The organism is Microbacterium sp. MYb66 (assembly GCF_002979435.1).
Classification (GTDB): Bacteria; Actinomycetota; Actinomycetes; order Actinomycetales; family Microbacteriaceae; genus Microbacterium.
In genome coordinates this window covers 102505-122322 of record NZ_PCOV01000007.1, presented here as the reverse complement: position 1 = coordinate 122322, position 19818 = coordinate 102505, and the positions used below count along the sequence as shown (strand labels likewise).

At 67.4% G+C, this 19818-nt stretch carries 22 protein-coding genes and 1 tRNA gene; 16 read left to right on the top strand and 7 right to left on the bottom strand.

Going from position 1 to position 19818, the window contains the following annotated elements; genetic code table 11:
* Positions 1 to 36 precede the first annotated feature (36 nt).
* Positions 37 to 1560: an ABC transporter substrate-binding protein gene (locus CQ045_RS14370; RefSeq protein WP_105724875.1), complete on the bottom strand. Its 1524-nt coding sequence runs from the start codon at positions 1558 to 1560 to the stop codon at positions 37 to 39.
* Between the two features lie 117 nt (positions 1561 to 1677).
* Here CQ045_RS14370 and CQ045_RS14365 point away from each other — a divergent pair, with 117 nt between their 5' ends.
* Positions 1678 to 2316: a TetR/AcrR family transcriptional regulator gene (locus CQ045_RS14365; protein WP_105724873.1), complete on the top strand. Its 639-nt coding sequence runs from the start codon at positions 1678 to 1680 to the stop codon at positions 2314 to 2316.
* Entirely contained in the window at positions 2309 to 4519 is a 2211-nt protein-coding gene (locus CQ045_RS14360; protein WP_105724871.1) for a glycoside hydrolase family 3 C-terminal domain-containing protein, read from the top strand. The genes CQ045_RS14365 and CQ045_RS14360 overlap by 8 nt, the downstream gene beginning before the upstream one ends.
* 13 nt (positions 4520 to 4532) lie before the next feature.
* On the opposite strand, the gene CQ045_RS14355 is transcribed toward CQ045_RS14360, so the two are convergent.
* From CQ045_RS14355 to CQ045_RS14345, 3 genes are read right to left on the bottom strand one after another with little or no spacing between them, the layout of a single operon-like run.
* Positions 4533 to 5063 (bottom strand): hypothetical protein, encoded by a 531-nt coding sequence (locus CQ045_RS14355; RefSeq protein WP_105724869.1) that lies wholly within the window; start codon positions 5061 to 5063, stop codon positions 4533 to 4535.
* A gap of 1 nt (position 5064) precedes the next feature.
* Positions 5065 to 5670 carry a dCTP deaminase gene (gene dcd / locus CQ045_RS14350; RefSeq protein ID WP_105724867.1) on the bottom strand — a complete coding sequence of 202 codons (606 nt, stop codon included), beginning with the start codon at positions 5668 to 5670 and terminating at the stop codon, positions 5065 to 5067.
* Between the two features lie 9 nt (positions 5671 to 5679).
* Positions 5680 to 6474 (bottom strand): IclR family transcriptional regulator, encoded by a 795-nt coding sequence (locus CQ045_RS14345; RefSeq protein ID WP_105724865.1) that lies wholly within the window; start codon positions 6472 to 6474, stop codon positions 5680 to 5682.
* Positions 6475 to 6598: 124 nt separating this feature from the next.
* On the opposite strand from CQ045_RS14345, the gene CQ045_RS14340 reads away from it, so the two are divergent.
* The 6 genes from CQ045_RS14340 (at position 6599) to CQ045_RS18685 (ending at position 12006) form a co-directional block, all read left to right on the top strand.
* Positions 6599 to 7942, top strand: coding sequence for an MFS transporter (locus tag CQ045_RS14340; protein ID WP_105724863.1), 1344 nt, complete (start codon positions 6599 to 6601; stop codon positions 7940 to 7942).
* 32 nt (positions 7943 to 7974) lie between these two features.
* Complete coding sequence (locus CQ045_RS14335; RefSeq protein WP_105724861.1) at positions 7975 to 9012, top strand: zinc-binding dehydrogenase; 1038 nt, start codon at positions 7975 to 7977, stop codon at positions 9010 to 9012.
* The gene (rhmD, locus tag CQ045_RS14330) at positions 9009 to 10187 is read left to right on the top strand and encodes an L-rhamnonate dehydratase (RefSeq protein ID WP_105724859.1); all 1179 of its coding nucleotides are present in this window, start codon (positions 9009 to 9011) and stop codon (positions 10185 to 10187) included. Before CQ045_RS14335 ends, rhmD begins: the two co-directional genes overlap by 4 nt.
* 17 nt (positions 10188 to 10204) lie before the next feature.
* The gene (locus CQ045_RS14325) at positions 10205 to 11059 is read left to right on the top strand and encodes a fumarylacetoacetate hydrolase family protein (RefSeq protein WP_105724857.1); all 855 of its coding nucleotides are present in this window, start codon (positions 10205 to 10207) and stop codon (positions 11057 to 11059) included.
* Between the two features lie 64 nt (positions 11060 to 11123).
* Positions 11124 to 11197, top strand: a tRNA-Gly gene (locus tag CQ045_RS14320).
* Positions 11198 to 11319: 122 nt separating this feature from the next.
* Complete coding sequence (locus CQ045_RS18685) at positions 11320 to 12006, top strand: hypothetical protein (protein WP_146115253.1); 687 nt, start codon at positions 11320 to 11322, stop codon at positions 12004 to 12006.
* Here CQ045_RS18685 and xerC read toward each other — a convergent pair.
* Positions 11975 to 13063 carry a tyrosine recombinase XerC gene (gene xerC / locus CQ045_RS14315; protein ID WP_219844429.1) on the bottom strand — a complete coding sequence of 363 codons (1089 nt, stop codon included), beginning with the start codon at positions 13061 to 13063 and terminating at the stop codon, positions 11975 to 11977. The two genes, CQ045_RS18685 and xerC, sit on opposite strands and share 32 nt — an antisense overlap.
* 291 nt (positions 13064 to 13354) lie before the next feature.
* On the opposite strand from xerC, the gene CQ045_RS14310 reads away from it, so the two are divergent.
* From CQ045_RS14310 to CQ045_RS14295, 6 genes are all read left to right on the top strand, one after another.
* On the top strand, positions 13355 to 13576 hold the full coding sequence (locus CQ045_RS14310; RefSeq protein ID WP_071329320.1) for a helix-turn-helix domain-containing protein: 222 nt from the start codon (positions 13355 to 13357) through the stop codon (positions 13574 to 13576).
* Between the two features lie 360 nt (positions 13577 to 13936).
* On the top strand, positions 13937 to 14704 hold the full coding sequence (locus CQ045_RS14305; RefSeq protein ID WP_105724853.1) for a hypothetical protein: 768 nt from the start codon (positions 13937 to 13939) through the stop codon (positions 14702 to 14704).
* A complete protein-coding gene (locus CQ045_RS19070) occupies positions 14701 to 14835 on the top strand; it encodes a hypothetical protein (protein ID WP_258131078.1) in 135 nt (44 codons plus the stop codon). Before CQ045_RS14305 ends, CQ045_RS19070 begins: the two co-directional genes overlap by 4 nt.
* Positions 14832 to 15197, top strand: a complete 366-nt coding sequence (locus CQ045_RS14300; protein ID WP_105724851.1) for a helix-turn-helix domain-containing protein — start codon at positions 14832 to 14834, stop codon at positions 15195 to 15197. The genes CQ045_RS19070 and CQ045_RS14300 overlap by 4 nt, the downstream gene beginning before the upstream one ends.
* A gap of 2 nt (positions 15198 to 15199) precedes the next feature.
* Positions 15200 to 15505: a hypothetical protein gene (locus CQ045_RS18885; RefSeq protein ID WP_219844428.1), complete on the top strand. Its 306-nt coding sequence runs from the start codon at positions 15200 to 15202 to the stop codon at positions 15503 to 15505.
* Complete coding sequence (locus tag CQ045_RS14295; protein ID WP_105724849.1) at positions 15502 to 16218, top strand: hypothetical protein; 717 nt, start codon at positions 15502 to 15504, stop codon at positions 16216 to 16218. The genes CQ045_RS18885 and CQ045_RS14295 overlap by 4 nt, the downstream gene beginning before the upstream one ends.
* Positions 16219 to 16546: 328 nt before the next feature.
* On the opposite strand, the gene CQ045_RS14290 is transcribed toward CQ045_RS14295, so the two are convergent.
* Both CQ045_RS14290 and CQ045_RS14285 read right to left on the bottom strand, forming a co-directional pair.
* Positions 16547 to 16978: a hypothetical protein gene (locus CQ045_RS14290; protein WP_146115252.1), complete on the bottom strand. Its 432-nt coding sequence runs from the start codon at positions 16976 to 16978 to the stop codon at positions 16547 to 16549.
* A gap of 82 nt (positions 16979 to 17060) precedes the next feature.
* Positions 17061 to 17495: a Panacea domain-containing protein gene (locus CQ045_RS14285; protein WP_105724845.1), complete on the bottom strand. Its 435-nt coding sequence runs from the start codon at positions 17493 to 17495 to the stop codon at positions 17061 to 17063.
* A gap of 437 nt (positions 17496 to 17932) precedes the next feature.
* Here CQ045_RS14285 and CQ045_RS14275 point away from each other — a divergent pair, with 437 nt between their 5' ends.
* Both CQ045_RS14275 and CQ045_RS14270 read left to right on the top strand, forming a co-directional pair.
* Positions 17933 to 18262, top strand: a complete 330-nt coding sequence (locus tag CQ045_RS14275) for a hypothetical protein (protein ID WP_105724843.1) — start codon at positions 17933 to 17935, stop codon at positions 18260 to 18262.
* Positions 18263 to 18270: 8 nt separating this feature from the next.
* Positions 18271 to 19620, top strand: coding sequence for a site-specific integrase (locus CQ045_RS14270; protein ID WP_146115251.1), 1350 nt, complete (start codon positions 18271 to 18273; stop codon positions 19618 to 19620).
* Positions 19621 to 19818 lie beyond the last annotated feature (198 nt).

Sequence of the window (19818 nt, the reverse complement as noted above, 5' to 3'; positions counted from 1 at the left end):
GTCGTGGGGCCGACTTGGGCCGGCCCCACGACAGGATCAATCAGTGAGCGAGTAGTTGTAGATCGACGGCACAGCCATACCCGACTGGGGCTGGGCTTCGATCCCTGCGACGGTGACGAGCTTGTACGTCATGCGGTAGAAGGGCAGGAACCACGCCTGTTCGACGATGTGCTCGTTCATCTGCGTGTACAGATCCGCAGACTCGTCCGTCGGGAGCGCGCGCGCCTCGGACGCCAGCTCCTGCACCGTGTCATCGCTCGTGCCGAAGAAGTTGAAGGTCCCGGGAGCGATCAGGCTGGTGTAGACGATCCAGTCATCGGACGACTGCCCCATGTTCATGACCATGCCGGAGAACTCCTTGTCGACGAAGATCTGCTGCAGTGCCGTGGCGCTGTCGATGTCCGCCCAGGTGAGGGTGACTCCCACCGCCGCCAGATCCGTCTGCAGAGCCGTGGCGATGTTGTCCGTGACGATCGTGGTGAGTCGGGGGAGCACGAGCTCGAAGCCGTCTTCGTAGCCCGCGTCTTCAAGGAGCTCAGCAGCCTTGTCGGGGTCATAGCCGTAGTAACCGTCCAGCGCCTCGTCGTACCCCTGGGTATCGACGCCCCATACCTGGCTGGTGATCTCGCCGCGTCCGTCCCGCACCACCTGGAGCAGAGTCTCGCGATCGATCGCATAATTGAGCGCCTGACGCACCTTCGGATCGGCGAGGGCGGGGGTGATCACGCCGTCTCTGTCGAAGAGCAGCACCCCCTGGAAGTCGAAGAGCACGTCCTGCAGCGTGAGGTTCGCGTCCTGCTCTGCTGCGAGCTGTTGGTCGGCCACCTGCAGCAGCGCCGAGTCGAGCTGACCCGTCTTCAGTCCGTTGACCATAGCGTTCTCGTTGTCGAAGACGGAGATCGTCAGCGTCGAGAAGTCGGGCTCGTCTCCCCAGTAGTCCTCTCGGCGGTCGTACGACCACGTGGTGCCGATGGCGGTCTCCTCGCTGTCCAGGACGAATGGCCCGGTGCCGTCGGGGGTGGTGACGAGGGCGTCGTCGGTGTCGAACTTCGACGGGTTGGCCATGAGGCCGGCCGAGTCGGACAACGAGAAGAGCAGACCGGGGTCCGGCTGAGGCAGCGTCAGAGTCACATGCGTGTCGTCGACGACAGCGACTTCGATGCCCGCGAGGTAGGCGGCGTTCGGCCCGCCTCCGTCACGGAAGCGGTCGAGGTTCGCCTTCGCGGCCGCGGCGTCGAAGGCTGTTCCGTCGTCGAAGGTCACGTCATTCCGAAGCGTCAGGGTCAGCACCGTCTGCGTGTCGTCGTACGACCATTCTTCGGCGAGCATCGGCTCGTAGGCGCCGTCGGGCGTGCGGTGCAGCAGGGTGTCGTATACCGCCTGGAAGAAGGGTAGACCGCTGCCGATCGCATCGATCGGATCCAGGCTGGTCGGTACGGTCATGGTGCCCAGGCGAAGTGCGTCGTCATGGCTGGCGGTCTCCGCTCCGCCCGCGCATCCGGACAGGACGAGCACCGACACCAACGCGGCACCGATGCCGCCGAGAGTTCTCTTCTTCATGTACAGACTCCGTTGTGTGCTGTGATTACGAGCGTTCCGGACGTGGAGCGCGGGGACAGTATTACACATTTTCTACCACGTGGTAGATTTTTGATTCCGTACCGAGGAAGGGCGAACATGAGCGAGGCGAAGATCGTCCGTCGAGGCACCAAAGGCGAGCGGACACGTGAGCGGATCCTCCAGGCCGCACTCGAGCTGTTCAGCGAGCAGGGGTTCACGGGCACGTCGGTGCGCGACATCGCCGCACGGGCGGAGATGACCCACGCGGGACTCCTCCATCACTTCCCCAGCAAGGACGGGATGCTCGTGGAGATCCTCCAGTACAGCGAACAGCAGGACGAGATCAATGCCCGCCGCTTCTCGGACTACGGGATCGACCGCCTCTTCGCGTGGATCATCGACGTCGTGGAGGTCAACGTCAGCCGGCCGGATCGCGTCACCCTGTACGTGCGGCTCTCCGCTGAGGCGACTGACGCGGAGCATCCGGCACGCGCGTACTTCACCCGCCGCTACACACGGATCGTCGCCGCGCTCGAAGGCGCCTTCGCCGAGCATTTCGTCGTCTCGCCGCCGAGTTACGAGCTCTCGGCCCGCGAGGCTGCGGTGAGCATCGTCGCACTCATGGACGGACTGCAACTGCAGTGGCTCCTGCTGCCGGGGACCATCGACATGCCGACCTTGGTTCGCACCCATCTCGCCTCTCTCGGCATCCACGTCCCCGCACACCCCTGGATCGAAGGACCTTCCCGTGACTGAACCGACGTTCGACGACAAGGCGCGACTCGTCGCCGGCGCATCGACCTGGAAGACCGTCGACGGCGGCCCCGGTCTGCCGCCACTTCTGCTTGCTGATGGTCCACACGGCCTTCGCAGCCAGGGCGCCTCGGGTGACTCGCTGGGAATCGGAGACAGCCTCCCCGCCGTCGCCTTTCCGCCCGCCGTCGCCCTGGGTTCCACGTGGAATGTCGAACTGGTGGAGCGCGTCGGACGAGCCCTCGGCGACGAATGTCGACGACTCGGCGTCAACGTCCTGCTCGGACCGGGCATGAACATCAAGCGCTCGCCGCTGGGTGGCCGCAATTTCGAGTACCTCTCCGAGGATCCTCGGCTGACTGGCACGCTCGCCTCCGCACTCGTGCGCGGCATCCAGTCACGAGGGGTGGCTGCGACACCGAAGCACTTCGCAGTCAACAATCAGGAGACCGATCGCATGCGGGTCGACGCGATCGTCGGCGAGCGTGCCCTCCGTGAGATCTATCTCGCTGGCTTCGAGCAGGTCGTCCGAGAGGCGAAGCCCTGGGCGATGATGTCGGCATACAACCGCATCAACGGAACATTCGCCAGCGAGAGCCGACACCTCCTCGAGGACATCCTTCGCGGGGAATGGGGTTTCGATGGTCTGGTGATGTCGGATTGGGGCGCCGTCGACGACCCTGCGGCCGCCGTGTCGGCTGGACTCGATCTCGAGATGCCACCAAGCGGGAGGCACCGGCGGATCGTCGACGCGCTCACCGCCGGAGAGCTCGACGAAGCGGTCGTCGACACGTCGATCGAGCGCCTGCGCGTGCTCGCCGCCCGGACGACAGAAGTGCTCCCGGTGGCTCCTGGCCCGGCAGCCGAGCTCGTCGCAGCAGAAGCGGCCAGGGAGGCGATCACCCTCCTGGAGAACGACGGGATCCTCCCTCTGACAGCAGAAGCCTCGACGCGGGTGCTCGTCATCGGCGAGTTCGCCCGCACGCCGCGCTTCCAGGGCGGAGGCTCATCGCGAGTTCGCCCGACGCGTGTCATCGCGGCGCTGGACGTCCTCCGCGAGCTCTCCGCGGCGACGATCGATTTCGCCGCCGGATTCACACTCGACGCCGGCGAGGAGACAGCCCTCGCCGACGCCGCGGTCGAAGCCGCTTCCTCGGCGGATGTGCTCGTCCTCTTCCTCGGCCTGCCCGACCATGCCGAGTCGGAGGGCTTCGATCGATCCGACATGCTGCTGCCGGCTGATCAGCTCGCACTCCTGGAACGCCTCAAACGCCTGGACGTGCCCATCGTGGTCGCCCTCTCGAACGGCTCGGTCATCGACATCGCCGGATGGCGCGACGGCGTGGCAGCGATCGTGGAAGGGTGGCTACTCGGCCAGGAAGGCGGGACGGCGATCGCCGAGGTGCTCGTGGGGCACACGAACCCGAGCGGGCGACTGGCGGAGAGCATCCCCCTGCGCCTTGAGGACTCTCCGAGCCACCTCACGTTCCCCGGTCAGGATTCGCAGGTGATCTACGGCGACGATATCTACGTCGGCTACCGTTCATACGACTCCCTGGGCACGCCCGTCGCCTACCCCTTCGGTCATGGCCTGTCGTACACGCGCTTCTCTCACGACGGGTTGGTCATCGCCGATCGCGGCGACAACTGCTGGTCGGTTCAGGCGACGATCCGCAACATCGGCGATCGCGACGGCGCCGAAGTCGTACAGCTGTACATCGCATCGGAGACCGACAGGATCCGCCGACCCGTCCATGAGCTCCGCGGGTTCACGAAGGTGCACCTTGCAGCCGGCGAGGAGAAGACCGTGAGCTTCGACATCACGCCGCGCGACCTCTCTTACTGGAACGCGCGTACCGGACGCTGGCAACTCGAGCCGGGGAACTACCGCGTCGAGATCGGGGCATCCTCGCGCGACATCCGCCTCGAGGGTACGATCTCGAGCGCCGGCGACGGAGTGATCGACCCTCTCCGGACCGATTCGACGCTCGCGGAATGGGCACGCAACCCGGTGAGTGCCCGGGTGCTCGACACGATCAAGGCGGGCCTGCCCGCGGGGCTGGCCGAAAAGGCACCCGAGCTGGTCGCTATGGTCCAAGCGACCCCCGTCATGAAGCTCACTACCTGGGGACTCGGTCTCACCGAGGACATCGTGCATGATGTGGTCGCGCAGGCCAACGGCGCGCTCGGCGCGGACACCCCGTGAGCACCCGCAAACGTCAGAGAAGCAGCGCGAACGTGGACTGCGAAACGGCGTCGGCCGCACCCGCGAAGGGGAAGCTCGTCGTGTTCAGCAGGTACACGCCCACGGCGATCGCGGCGACGAGGAGCAGGAACAGGAACGCGAAGATCACGATCGTGAGCACGCGGTAGCCGCCCGACGTCGGCACCTCGGGCGCGACCGACGGCTGCGCCCAGTCGTCGGCGACCGCGGCGGGCTGCTCGCCGTCGAGGATCGCCGGGGTCGGGCGCGGACGATCGGAACCGCGGCGGGTCGCCTGCGGAGACGGCGGGATCACCGCGTCGGCAGGAGGGATCTCCGACGGCGGCGGGGCGAGCAGGCCGTCCGGGATCGGGATCTCGGGCGGAGGCGGCGGGATGACGGCATCCGCGGGCGGGATCACCGGCTCGTCCGGAATCGCGCTCTCGTCCGGGATCGCGCTCTCCACCGGGCTGCCCGGCTCCGGCGAGGCGACCGGCTCCTCCGGGATGCCCGACTCCTGCGGGGACGTGCCGCTGCCATCGCTCATGTCAGCCTCCGACTGCTCCGATGTCGGTGGTTCCGACATCCGTCCGGTGGAAGTTCTGGAACGAGCGGGATGCCGTCGGTCCCCGCTGCCCCTGGTACCGGTTGCCATAGGGGCCCGAGCCGTAGGGGTTCTCGGCGGGCGAGGTGAGGTTGAAGAAGCAGAGCTGCCCGATCTTCATCCCCGGCCACAGCTTGATCGGAAGCGTCGCGACGTTCGCGAGCTCGAGCGTCACGTGGCCGGTGAATCCGGGGTCGATGAAGCCGGCGGTCGAGTGCGTGATGAGTCCGAGGCGCCCGAGCGACGACTTGCCCTCGAGGCGGGCGGCGATGTCGTCCGGCAGCGTGACCTGCTCGAACGTCGCGCCCAGCGCGAACTCGCCGGGGTGCAGGATGAACGGCTCGTCCGGGTCGACCTCGATCAGGCGGGTGAGTTCCGGCTGATCCTCCGACGGGTCGATGAACGGGTACTTGTGGTTGTCGAACAGCCGGAAGTACCGGTCCAGACGCACGTCGATGCTCGACGGCTGGATCATCCCCTCTTCGCGAGGATCGAGGCCGATGCGGCCGGAAGCGAGTTCTGCCTTGATGTCGCGGTCGCTGAGAAGCACGGCACCAGCCTAGTTGTCGACGCTGATCCCTTGGAGGTTCATCTCCTCGCGCATGCGCAGCACCGCGCGCCGCAGCGGCTCCACCATCGAGTGCGGCCACCGCTCGTCGGTACGGCTGGTCGGCATCGTGATGCTCAGCGCAGCAGCCACGCCGGTCTCCTCCGGCCACGTGAGCGGCATCGCGACGCACCGGCATCCGTCGATGAACTCCTCGTCGTCGACGAAGAACCCCAGTCCCCGCCCCTTGTCGATCACCGCGAGGATCTCGTCCGGATCGGTGATCGTGCGGGCGGTCAAGCGCGGGATCGCAACCTGGTGCAGGCGGCGGATCACGTCGTCGTCATCGAGGGTGCTCAGCAGCGCCTTGCCGATGCCGGTCGCGTGCGCGTGCAGCCGCATCCCGACGTTCGAGGCGAGACGCATCGGATTCGGGGAGGGACTGATCGCGATGTAGACGTTCTCCACGCCATCCAGCCGAGCCATCTGCACCGTCTCCCCCGTCTCGTCGGTGAGAGCACGCATGAGCGCCGGCCCCGACTCGAGCAGCAGGCGGTGCCCGTCGTAGCGCTGCCCGATCTGCCAGGCCTTGAGGCCCAGCGAGTAGCGCTTGCTCACCGGGTCGAACTCGACCCACCCGGCGTCGACGAGCGTGCGGAGCAGACCGTGCGCGCTCGAGCGCGGAAGCCCCAGTGCACCGAGGAGTTCCGGAAACGTCTGGGCGTCGGTCGCGGCGAGGTGCTCGATGATCTCGAGGGCCCGACCGGCGGATTTCACGGCACTCGGCGCCTGCGCGATGTCTGTCATGTCTCCCCCGGTGGATGAATTGTGTCCGACGCGAACGTGTGTCACACTATCGCGCGTTCAGGTCTGAGACATCAGATTCACATACGTGAACGCATTGGATTCCCTCGTCAATGGAGATGCACCGATGTCCACCCAGTCCCCCGCGCGGTCCGAACTCGCCGCCATCGTCCGCAAGGTCACGCTCCGGCTGATCCCGATCCTGCTCCTGATGTACATCCTGGCCTTCCTCGACCGGGCCAACCTCGGATTCGCGAAGGCCGCCTGGCAGGCCGATACCGGGATCTCGGATGCCGCCTACGCGCTCGGCGCCGGCATCTTCTTCCTCGGCTACGCGGTGTTCGAGGTTCCCTCGAACCTCATCATGCGCAAGGTCGGAGCCAAGATCTGGCTCGCCCGCATCATGGTCTCGTGGGGCATCGTCTCCGCGCTCATGATGTTCGCCACGAACGAGTGGATCTTCTACATCCTGCGTGTACTTCTCGGCATCACCGAAGCGGGCTTCTTCCCCGGAGTCATCCTGTTCCTCACTTACTGGATCCCGCTCAAGTTCCGCGCCCGCGTCAACGGCCTGTTCTACTTCGGCGCACCGCTCGCCTTCATCTTCGGCGGACCGCTGTCAGGCATGCTGCTCGACCTCGACGACAAGGTCGGCATCCACGGTTGGCAGCTCATGTTCCTCGTGACCGGCATCCTCACGGTGCTCGTCGGCATCGTCGCGTTCTTCTATCTCGACAACGGCCCGAAGGACGCGAAGTGGCTGAGCGACGGCGAGCGCTCGACGCTCCTGGCCGCCCTCGCAGCGGAGGACACCGCGAAGGAGAACCACTCGCCGCGGGGTGCCCTGCGCGCACTCGCCAACCCGGTCGTGCTGTACTTCGCCGCGATCTACCTCACGATCCAGATGAGCGTCTACGGGGTGACCTTCTATCTGCCCACCCAGATCGCCACGATCGTCGGCAAGCCCGTCGGTCTCGAGGTCGGTCTCCTCACGGCCGTGCCGTGGACCTTCGCGCTGATCGTCACCTTCGTGCTCTCGCGGCTCGCGGACAGCACGGGTCAGCGACGTCTGATCGCCACGTGCGCCCTCGCCGCGGCCGGCGTCGGCATCGTGCTCTCCGCCGTCATCCAGGACCCGCTGATCGCCCTGGCCGCGCTCAGCGTCGGTGCCGCGGGGTTCATCTCGGTGCAGCCGGTGTTCTGGACGCTGCCGACCTCGTTCCTCCTGGGGGCGGCGGCCGCGAGCGGCATCGCGCTCATCAACTCCCTCGGCAGCCTCGGCGGCTTCCTCGCCCCGGTGCTGAAGAACTGGGCCGATGCCACGTTCGGCGACAGTGCCGGGCTCATCATCCTGGCCGCCATCGCCCTGCTCGGCGCCGCCCTCATCGCCCTCAGCAAGGTCGTCAGCCCCACCGTCCGTGAGACGGACGGCGTCGGACTCGCCACGACCACCACCACCGGCCAGCGCTGACCGCGCCCGGCAGATCAAGGAGACACACGCCCATGCGCGAGCTCGTCCTCACCGAGATCGGACACCTCGACGTCCGTGAAGCCCCGACCCCGCAGCCCGGCCCCGGCGAGGCACTCATCCGGGTGGCCGCGACCGGGATCTGCGGATCCGACGTGCACGGCTACACCGGCGAGAACGGACGCCGCTTCCCCGGGCAGGTGATGGGACACGAGTCGAGCGGGACGATCGCCGCACTCGGCGCCGGTGTCGAGGAGCTCTCGGTCGGCACGGCCGTGACGTTCAACCCGGTCGTCGTGCCTGCCGCGGACGCCGCCGCATACGCCGGGCGCGAGCAGCATCATCCCGGCAAACACGTGATCGGAGTGGCGAAGGACATCCCCGCCGCGTTCGCGGACTACGTCGTCGTGCCGGCGCGCAACGTGGTCGCACTGCCCGATGGTCTGCCGATCGAACTGGGCGCACTGATCGAGCCGCTCGCCGTGGCTGTGCACGCCGTGCGCCGCCTCCCGGCCGGGAGCCTCGGACGCGTGCTCGTGATCGGCGGAGGTCCCATCGGCCAGTCCATCGTGATCGCCCTGCGCGACGCGGGTGCCGGGACGATCATCGTGAGCGAGATGGATGCCGCGCGCCGCGAACTCGCTCGGCGTCTCGGTGCCGAGACGATCGATCCGGCCGACGGTCCGGTCGCGGACCAGCTCCGGGCGAGCGGCGGGCTCGCCGATGCTGCGCTGGACGCGGTGGGGATCACCCCGACCCTGCGGGACGCCTTCACCAGCACGACTCTGGGAGCGCCGATCTGCCTGGTCGGGATGGGGGCCCCGCAGGTGACCATCGACGCGTTCCTGGTCAGCACCGAGGAGCGCTCGCTCATCGGCAGCTTCACCTACGGATCCGACGACTTCGCCGATGCCACCGAGATCATCGGCGCCGACCCCGACGTCTACCGCGCGCTCATCAGTCGCGAGATCGATGTCGCCGACGCAGACACCGCCTTCTCCACCCTCGCGGCGGGCGACGGCACCCCGGGCAAGGTCCTTGTCCGATTCGACCGAGAGAAAGAGACACGATGACCGGCACCCCCACCATCCGCGAGGTCCGCGCCTACACCGTCCGCGGCGGCGGAGCGGACTACCACGACCAGGGCGCCGACCACTGGATCGACGATCACATCGCGACGCCGATGAGCGTCTACCCCGAGTACCGGCAGTCGCGCCAGAGCTTCGGGCTGAACGTCCTCGGCACCCTGGTCGTCGAGATCGAGGCCAGCGACGGCACGGTCGGCTTCTCGGTGACGACCGCCGGCGAGATCGGCGCGTTCATCGTCGAGAAGCACCTCGCCCGCTTCCTCGAGGGTCGCAAGATCACCGACATCGAACGCATCTGGGATCAGATGTACAAGTCGACGCTGTACTACGGGCGCCGCGGCGTGGTCCTCAACGCCATCAGCGGTGTCGACCTCGCGCTGTACGACCTGCTCGGCCGCGTGCGACAGGTGCCCGTGTTCGAACTGCTGGGCGGCCCCGTGCGCGACGAGTTGCAGTTCTATGCGACCGGCGCACGCCCCGACCGCGCGAAGGAACTCGGCTTCCTGGGCGGCAAGATGCCGCTGCACCACGGCCCCGCCGAGGGCGAGGAGGGGATGCGGAAGAACATCGCCCTGCTCGCCGACATGCGCGAGAAGGTCGGCGACGACTTCTGGCTCATGTATGACTGCTGGATGTCGCTCGACGTCGAGTACGCGACGCGCCTCGCCCACGCCGCCGCCGAGCACGGGCTGAAGTGGATCGAAGAGGCGCTCATCCCCGACGACTACTGGGGATACGCGGAGCTGCGCAAGCGCGCACCCTCCACTGTGCTCGTCACCACCGGCGAGCACGAGGCGACGCGGTGGGGATTCCGCCAGCTGCTCGAGACCGGTGTCGACCTGATCCAGCCCGATGTGGGATGGTGCGGCGGCATCACCGAGCTGCTGAAGATCTCGGCCCTCGCCGACGCGCACGGCACGATGGTCGTTCCACACGGATCGTCGGTGTACTCGTACCACTTCGTCGTGACACGCACGAACAGCCCGTTCGCGGAGTTCCTCATGATGCACCCGACAGCCGAGGAGGTCGTACCGATGTTCTCGCCGATGCTCGTGGGCGAGCCCGTGCCCGTGAACGGCCGACTCAAGGTGCCCGAGACTCCCGGCTTCGGCGTCGAGCTCTCCGATGCCATCGACAAGCACCGCCCCTACACGCACTGACCCTGGAGACACGACACATGGAATTCCTCCGACTCGGCGCGGCCGGTGCCGAACGGCCCGCCGTGCGCAACGACGGTCGCATCCACGATCTGACCGCTCTCACCGACGACATCGACGCCACCTTCCTCTCCCGCGATGGCATCGCCCGCACGCGGGAGGCCCTCGCTGCCGGCATGCTCCCCGTGCTCGACGGTGCGGAGGCGCTGCGGGTCGGCCCGCCGATCGCGCGGCCGATGGCGGTACTGTGCATCGGCCAGAACTACGCCGCGCACGCCGCGGAGTCCGGCGACGCCCCGCCCACCGTGCCGATCCTCTTCCACAAGCACCCCAACACGATCGTCGGCCCGTTCGACGACGTGCTGATCCCGCCGGGGGCCGAGAAGGTGGACTGGGAGGTCGAGCTCGGCGTCGTGATCGGCACCACCGCCCGCTACCTCTCGAGCCCCGAGGAGGCGCTCGCGCACGTGGCGGGATACGTCGTCTCGCATGACGTCTCCGAGCGGGCGTTCCAGGTGGAGCAGTCCGGTGGGCAGTGGTCGAAGGGCAAGAACGCCGAGACCTTCAATCCGCTCGGCCCTGCACTCATCCCCGCCGATGAGGTCGATCCCCAGGCGCTGCGGCTCTGGTCGACGGTGAACGGCGAGGCGCGTCAGGACTCGAACACCGCCGACATGATCTTCACCGTGGCCCAGATCGTGCACCACCTGTCGCAGTACCTCGTGCTCGAGCCTGGCGACCTCATCAACACCGGCACCCCGCAGGGAGTCGCGCTCTCCGGACGCTTCCCCTACCTGCGCTCCGGCGACGTCGTGGAGATCGGCATCGACGGACTCGGGAGCCAGCGGCAGCGCCTGGTCGACGCGCGACGCTGAGTCGCACTTTGGCCAACGCCCGTGTGGCAGGTAGGCTTGCCCTCACCTGCTCTCGGGCGGGTTCGGGACTGTAGTTCAATGGTAGAACTTCTGCTTCCCAAGCAGATAGCGCGGGTTCGATTCCCGTCAGTCCCTCCAAGTACTTAATCCCAGGTCATCTCAGTTTTCCTAGCGGCCATTGTGGCCCGAAATCGATGATTCCGGACCAATGCATGCCACAGACGTGCCACTAACCGCCCGATTCCGACATACTGAGCACCATGGCACTGTTCACGCCCCCGGAGCCCCAGACGGTCGTGGATAAGTACCTGCGCGCCCTTCGCACGCCACACAAGTTGCTCAGCCTGCACCCAAGAGGGGTTGGGCATCCCGGCAACGCCGCGGTGCTGAGCCCCGCCATAGTTCTGACGTCAATCTCTGCGTTTGAAGGATTCGCCGAGGACTTTCTGGCAGTGACATTGGCTCACCAAGGCGCCGGGTTCGCTGAGATTGCGAAGGCGGTTGGCGCCTGGAACAATCCGGCGCTCCCGGAGTTTGCCGACCGGATGAGGGCCGTGGTTCCTCCAGCGGCCGCGGACATCGACAGTGCTGCAACGGTGACAATCCCAGTGTTCCCGACGATGAACTACAGGAGCCCAACACTGCGACCCTTCGGCTGGACGGAAGCGAAGAAGCAAAGTCGCGCCTGGATGCAAGTCAGGCACGCGCTGACCCATGGACTCACGACCGGCTGGCGCGCGGAGCAGTGGCCTCCGCCACTTCGTCAGAACGACCCTCACGCCAACACAGTATTGAGGCCTATGCGCCACGGTGATTACTCTTTGGTAATCGCAGGCTCGATCAGTTGCGCACGTATTTACTCTTTTGGGGCCCAGAAAATAGCCAATGCAGTAGCGGACGCGAATGGCTGGACGCTCAACTGGGACGCGATACCCGATTTCGACTGACGGGCGCCTCGGCCAGCGAGCGGGCGCCTAGCGCTCCTGTCAAGTAATCCATGCCGACAGCAATCGTCGCGTTCCGCTCCTCCGCCGCGTGTTGGTAGATGAGTGCCGCGCGCGCGGTCCGGTGACCGGCACGGGCCATGAGTTCACGCGTCGTGCCCCCGGCCTGGGCGGCCAGCGTGAGCCCGGCGTGCCGGACGTCATGGACGTGGAACTGCCCTAGCCCGACGCCGCGGGCCGCTTTCCGCCAGGCATGACTGAGGGCGTTTCCGGTGATGGCCTCGCCGTCCTGCCGGGGGAACATGGGGGACTTGGGGAATCCGGTCGTGCTGGCCAGATGCGCCTCGACCTCAGCGGCGATGCTCGGCGGGAGCACCACCGTGCGGGCCTCCCCCGTCTTCGTGGGGGTGATGGTGCCCTGACCTCGAACGTAGATGCGCTGGCGCTCGACCCGCACCGCCCCGTTGGCGTAGTCACCGCGCTGGAGCGCTTCCAACTCCCCGACCCGCAGGTGCGCTCCGAAGGCCACACGGATAGGCAAGTGCCACTTCTCCGGCATGGCCCCGACAATGGCGGCCAGGTGCTCCGGCGAGAGGTACGGGCGCTCCGGATCATTGACCTGCCCAGCCCCTTCAATCTGACAGGGGTTCTCACTGATGAGGCGGTCCTTCACCGCGGCGGTCAAGACCGTGCGGAGGAGGCTGTACGCCTGGCGGAGGCGGGCCTCTCCCGTGGCCCCGGGGCGATTCTTCACCGCCTTCGCCAGCACTTTTCGGGTGCGGGTGTACCAGGCGCGCACGTCCGCCGGGGTGATGGCGGACAGTGCACGGTCATGGAGCCCGGCGAGGGGGCCGGTCAGCAGGTCCTCATACAGCGCCTGAGTCTTGGGGGCGAGGCGTCCACGGGTGCCACCGTTTGCCACCCACTCGGCGGCGTAGGGGCCGAACGGCTGGAGTCCGGCGCGGTGGTCCCGGTAGGTGCCGCGCATGCGGTCCGCGCGAACCCCGGCGATGTGGTCCAGTGCCTCCCGCTTCGTGGGGAAGGTGGTGGGCGCGGTCATGGGCCGCCCGGCGGGGTCTGGGTAGCGGGCTTGCCAGCGCCCGGAGGGCAGTTGCCGGGTGCTCCCGAACGCCTGTCGATTGGCTTTCTGCCGCCGCTCTGCCATGGTTCCTCCGTCCGGGCCAGGTGGTGACACACTGTCACCAATTTAGACTCTGGCCTGGGGTTTTGTGTTTGCAACCCCAGCATACCGTGTGTTACCGTCGTGCCTCACAGGGAAGCGCCACCGACGACGCGACCGCCATCCAGGAAGGACCTGGGCTAGCCACCGCTAACCCGAAAGGACCTCCTGATGATCACCGCGACACCGAGCACCAGTGCCGCCACCCTGGCACGCATCCGTGAGACCCCGCCCGCGTTCCTGAAGGTCCCGGACGTGGCGATCCTCCTGGAGTGCCACCCCAGCAACGTCTACAAGATGGTGGCCAACGGCACCCTCCCGGCCCAGCGGTTCGGCAAGGCCATCCGCATCAGCACAGTCGCGTTCCTGGCCTTCATCGACGGCGAGGGCTGAGGTGACTACCGCCAGGGGCGACAACACCGGACCGGGCAGCACCTACCGCGGCGTACACGAGGCCCTTGTTCAGGCCCGCGGCTCCGCAGTAGGCCGCCCCTGCCATGGGTGCGGTCTACCGGCGAGAGGGTGGATGAGGATCGGCCCCGCAACGCACATAGGCCGGGACTCACATGGGAAGCGGGTGAAGTGGTCCACCGACCTGAGCGCCTACGCCCCCGGATGCGCCCGGTGCAACGCGCGCGCCGATCACGGCGGCTCACTGGTGCTCTGTCCCCGCAAACATGTGCGGGCGGCATGGGGCACCACTCCGAAGGGCGAGTGCCGCGGGTGCGTGCGCGAGCGCCGACGGAGGCTCTGATGGGGTTCGCGACCCTGGACCGCATGAAGGAAGCGCTCCTTTCAGCGCCCGTATCCCCGCTGGAGCGGATCGTGCTCCTCGACATGGCCGTGGCCGTCCAAGACGGCGCTCCGACCTACACGTGGGGGCATGACCGGCTGGCGCTGGCGCTGGGCCGTGAGCCGGGGCTGAAGGCGACCAAGAGCGCCCTGGAGCGCGTGCTGTCCGCGCTCACCAGCCGCGGGCTCATCGTCCGCACGGGAGCGGCGCACCGCGGCCGCCATGCGGAGTATCGGCTGGCCGTCCTGGACCTGAAAGGGCCCCGGTCTGAGCGAGGCCCATTCGTCGCGGATCCCGCCGAGAAAGGGCCCCGGTTCGAGGAAGAAAGGGCCCCGGATTTCCCGGTAAAGGGCCCCGGTCTGAGCGGGGCCCCACTACCTGTATCACTACCTGTTCCACTACCTGGTAATGGTCACCGCACGCGGCGACCGACCGCGAAGGTTGCTCCGCCTTCAGCCAAACAGCGTGCACACCTCGCGGACCTCCGCGCCGCACTCGAAGGGCTGGAGACGGAGCGCGAGCGCGTCACAGGACCGGCCAGCACCCAGGAGGCGGACGACCTCATTGGCCTCTACCGCGCTGAGGCCCACCGGCGAGCCCACAACGGCGAGCCCTTCGACTGCCCCATCACCGATCTGTCGCCGGATGCACGGCGCTACTACGAGGGCCGTGGACTCGCGGACCTATTCCCCGACCCCTGGGTCACTGAACGAGAGGAGACGGCATGAGCCCCGACACCATCACCATCGCCCGCGAGGAGGTCGCGGCGTTGCCGGGCCTCCCTGTGCCCGATCTGCCGCCGGACGTGGACCTCGCCGAGTACGCCCTCGGTGACACCCCCGGCCGCGCCGCCGCATGAAGCGCCTGGATCGGCTGACCCGCCGCGCCGAGGCATTCATGCTCCACCGCACAGGCGTGGCCATGACCACCATCGCCACGCAGATGGACGTGCACCCGAAGACGGTCCAGCGGTGGATTCGGGAGGAGGTTCAGCGCATCCCGGAGGAGGAGGCGGACGCTATCCGCACCCTGGAACTGGCCCGCCTCGACGCCATCCTGGTTCCGCAGATGCGCCTGGCCCTCGCTGGTGACGGGTTCGCGGTGGACCGGGTGCTGAGGATCATGGACCGCCGCGCGAAGTACCTCGGCCTGGACAACGCCAAGCCGGGCGGCTTCGAGCAAGTAGGCGCGCTCCTCGACCGGCTGGTCATGGGGGAATGACCATGGTCTACGCGCCCCGCCGCCCAAGCGCCATCGGCAACGCCACCCGGTCGAAGCGAGAAGCCCTGCCGGGATACCAGGCCGCGATGGACGCCATCCCGGCGCACCATGCGGACGCCATCCGGGCTTACATCGCGAGCCTCCACCAAGAGGCGGCCGTCCAGCGCACCGCCGCCGCACGTGCACGTGCGGCCCTGGAATCCCGAGCACAGGACGACGGAGATGCCGCTGACCACCCTCGACCTGACCCCCTCTCCAACCCCTCGCCCACCACGGGCAACCTCAACCGACAAGGAGCACAAGCATGACCCGCACCGACCTCACCACCACCGCCGTCCAGGCCCGCCGGGACCTCGCGGCCGCCGCCACCCTCAGGGACACTCACCTGACACCGGAAGGGCTACGAGCCCGCCAGCGCGCCGACGTGGACCGCATCCGCACCACCGTGCGCGCCGCCATCCCAGCGATCCCGGAGGCACCCGACCGGGGGCCGGTCCTGGACACCCTCCGCCCGCAGACCGCGGACGACCACGCCGCCCTCAGCCGGGAGCGGGAGAAGGTCCGCGCCCTCGTCTACGCCGGACAGGACCCCTCTCAGGGCTTCGAGCGTGAGCCGGGCATGCGCCTCCAGGACGTGATCGCCCGGGCGGACCGCACCCGCCTGGCGGCCATCCTGGACGATCTGGAAGTCATGCCGCACCTGCTGGTGCACGACGACCGGGACCGGCTCCTCGCCGCATACGAGGGCCTCGTCTGGGAACGCCTCACCCAGGTGGACCCGGCGGCGCTTGCTATCGCTGAGCAGGAGAGCGCCGCCGCTGAGCCCGCCGCGTGGGCCGCGGTCCTCACGGACCTGGCGGACACAGGGGACCTCACTCCGGAGTCGCTGGCACTCCTGCATGACGCTGACCTCGACGCCTACCGTCTCCTGGTGGACGGGGACCGGGTGCACATCGATGTGCCCGGCTCGCAGTCCGCCATCCCGTCCATGCTGGCGGGCGTGGACAGCGCTACCGCGTAGCGGAACTCGCGCACGGGCGGTCCGGGTTCCATGGTGGTGGCCGGACCGCCCTTCTTCGTCCGCTGAGCGGCCCTCTGCGCCCCACTGGCGGCCAACAGCGCGTCTTGTGCTTCACGGTGAGGGGAGCGCTCACCAAGGCCTCTACGGGCACAAAAGGTCACGCAGTGCTGGTGGAGATAGCGCCTCTGACCGGGTGGAAACCCTGCGGCGACCGGTTCAGGGAGCACACCGTAACCACCTCTGCCGAGCGGCGGAGCACACTCCACCCCCGCCGCCCCGCGGAGCCAGACGCAACCCCATGTAGGAACGCTCCCGCGGGTGACCTGCCTTACGTGTTCCGCTTCTTCGAGGGATACACCTCATGCTCGGCGTCCCACCACACGACATGGAAGACGTGCTCCCTGAGGAAACCGTAGAGCCGTGGACGACCGCCACACCTGAGCCGGACGATCTCCGTTTCGTCGTCTCGCTCAATCTCGCCCAGACGCTTGAGCGCGCGGGATGGGAGATCCTCGACCACGTAGCGCTTGCCGTGTTCCGAGCCAGGTTTGAAGATCTCCCCGAGCGTCATCGTTTCGAAGTCGCCCATCTTCTTCAGCAGATCCCCCATGGCATCCGCCCCGATAGCGGCAGGCGGCCAATCACCAGCCGCATCGATCTCACGAAATCGCCATACGAGACGACGGGAAGAGACTTCCGGATGATCGATATCCAACACGATGGCGCGCTTCTCGTCGCTCACCTCAGGGGTACTGGGCACGCCCTTTTTCTTGGCTTGCCAACCGCCCTCGGGGACTGTGACCTTGACGCGCTTTGGTTTCGGAGGCATTGCCGTCCGCGGGTCAGGCGGTGCGAGCCGAGTAGTACTCGTGCATCGAGGCAAGTGTGATCGGTCGGTTACTCCGAGCCCCGTCGCTCAGCCCTTCGCGTGCCATCAACCAGGGGTCTTCTTGGTGAGTCATCTCGCTCAACTGGTGAGCCGTGAAGGGAAAGTATGCGTCGATGACGGCATCGATCGAGCCCGTTTCATCCGCGCTGAGGTGCGACACATCACCCTCGGGCCAATCCGAGACTCGAAACTGGCCGGAGTGCTTCCGGTACAGGTCGTACACCACAGGGCCGTTCGCCCAGGCTTGGATTTCCTCATCAAAAAGAGGGCGCTCTGACCAGACGAGGTGCCAGGCCTGTGAGTAGTACACAAGTTTCTGCAACTTCATCGCGGTCATCTCGCCGCACTTCGTCACGATATACGCGGCAACATCTTGCACGTTGGCCATGGCTCCCCCTTTCCGACTGGCCCCAATGTAGCAGTGACACCTGATCACCGGCTGGGCCAAGACGTGGTGTCGGATGAGTGACGTTACACGCGACGTCGGACATGGAGCGCGGATGACTCTCCTTGTGCACAAGCGCAAACCTGCCTCCCCGCCGCTGGAGCCGTGCCAGAACCGTGCCATTAGAGGGAGGTACGTGCCACTAACCGGGGGTACTGGACGGTAGGCCTGCCCGTGGAGAGTGCGCCGTTCCGGGGTCAGGAGAAGGGCCGCCACCTGCTTCCCAAGCAGATAGCGCGGGTTCGATTCCCGTCAGTCCCTCCACTTAGAAACACCCGATCGTCGCGTATTTTCGGGTCGCTTCGGTGGCTGTATTGAGAGCGAGTTCAGACCCTCTCGTAACCTCCCGTGCACTCACGGGACAAGCGAGAGGCCAGAACATGGCACTTGAACACCCGTCCTCACCCGCCGCCCGCATCTCGTCCCAGGCCGGACTCGCCACTATCCGCAAGGGCGGCGCTCCCACGCCAACCCCAGGCGGACTGCTCACCCTGATCGACGCCTACGCGACCGCACGCGCCGTCCGCGACGAGAGCTATCGAGAGCACGCCGCACGGGCATTCGACGACGCACACGCGGCGATGCTCAACGCACGCGCCGCCGTAGCTGACGCACTCGGCATTCCCGCCGCGATGCTGCCGCCACTGAGCGATCCCATCAGCCACGAGGGAAATGCGCGTCTCGCCGCGACGGCGGGTGATGACCTGTGACCCGCCGCGTGAAGACCGCCACCCGTCGCGCGCCCGGGGCGCTCGGCACCGTGCGCCAACTACCCTCCGGGCGCTGGCGCGCGTTCTACCGCCGCGAGGGCCGAACGTTCAACGCGCCCCGCACCTTCACCACCAAGGCCGAAGCTGAGGCGTGGCTCGCTACCGAGTTCGCGGACCGGGTGCGCGGCACCTGGCGCGACCCCGAAGCCGGACGCGTAACCCTCGCCGCTTACGCCTGGGATTGGCTGGGATCGCGCCCCGACCTCGCGCCGCGCACACGCGACTTGTATCGCCGCAACCTCGATCGGTGGATTCTTCCGCGCGTCGGCCAGCACGACTCATCTCGCGGCGTCGAACTCGGGGCCATGGATGTCAGCGATCTGACCCCGGCGACTGTGCGCACCTGGCGCGCGGCTACGCTCACCGAAGCTCGCGCATCTGCCACGCGACAGTTGACGCGCGAGCATGAGCGCGCCGAGCACCCTGCGCGCGTCTGGGCGCGCAGCAAAGGCATTCACGTCGCCACCACGGGGCAACTGCCCGCCGCCGTCACGAAGGCATGGCGCGCGGCGGGCGAGCCACAGCCAGCACGACGCAAGTCGCCTGTCGTCGTGCCGATTGAAACAGCGGGGGAAACGACCGCCGCTCAGGCATACCGCGTGCTCCGCTCGATCCTCTCCACCGCTGTCACCGATGGACTGCTCACAGCGAACCCCTGCCAGATCAAGGGCGCGGGTCAGGTCGCGCATCGCGAGCGCCCCACCGCCAGTCCCGCCGAGGTGGCGCAGATCGCCGCGCACATGCCGTCGCGATACGCGGTTGCGGTGACGCTCGCCGCCTGGAGTGGGCTTCGCTACGGGGAACTGTTCGCTCTCGCGCGGCGGCACGTTGACCTCGCGACAGGTACGGTTCGGGTTGAGCGAGCACTTGAGCAAGTGCCAGGCCAGCCGATCCGATTCGGCAAGACGAAGACGGCGAAGAGCTACCGCACCGTTCACCTACCCGCGTTCATCGTCACGCAACTTCGCGAGCACATGGCCGCGCACGTCGCCGTCGAAGCGGACGCGCTGCTGTTCCCGAACGCGGACGGCTCCCCCACCGCGAACGCCACGCTCTCACGCCACTTCCGTGCCGCCCGCGCCAACGTCGGACGCACCGAACTGCGGTGGCATGACCTTCGCCATACCGGAGCAACGCTCGCCTACCGCGCGGGAGCATCCGTCCCTGAGGTACAGGCGCGACTCGGGCACGCCACCATGCGCGCGGCAAACATCTATGCGCACACTGCAGCCGAGTCAGATGCCGCCCTGGCTCGGAACATGGATGCCCTCTACGGGAAGCTCGCGGCGTCTGCCTGACGACAGCACAGCGCATCGCTCGTCAACCATTGGTTGACGCCAGAACGGCCCTTGCCTCACGGTGAGGGCCGTCTCTCGTCATGCAGCCGCTCTTGCAGCTCGAAGCCGAATAGGGCGACCCGTCCCAGGTCCAGAACGCCGACACGCCGAAGTTGCGGCAATGCGCCGTATGTGCGTCTCAGTACCGCTACTCTCGTC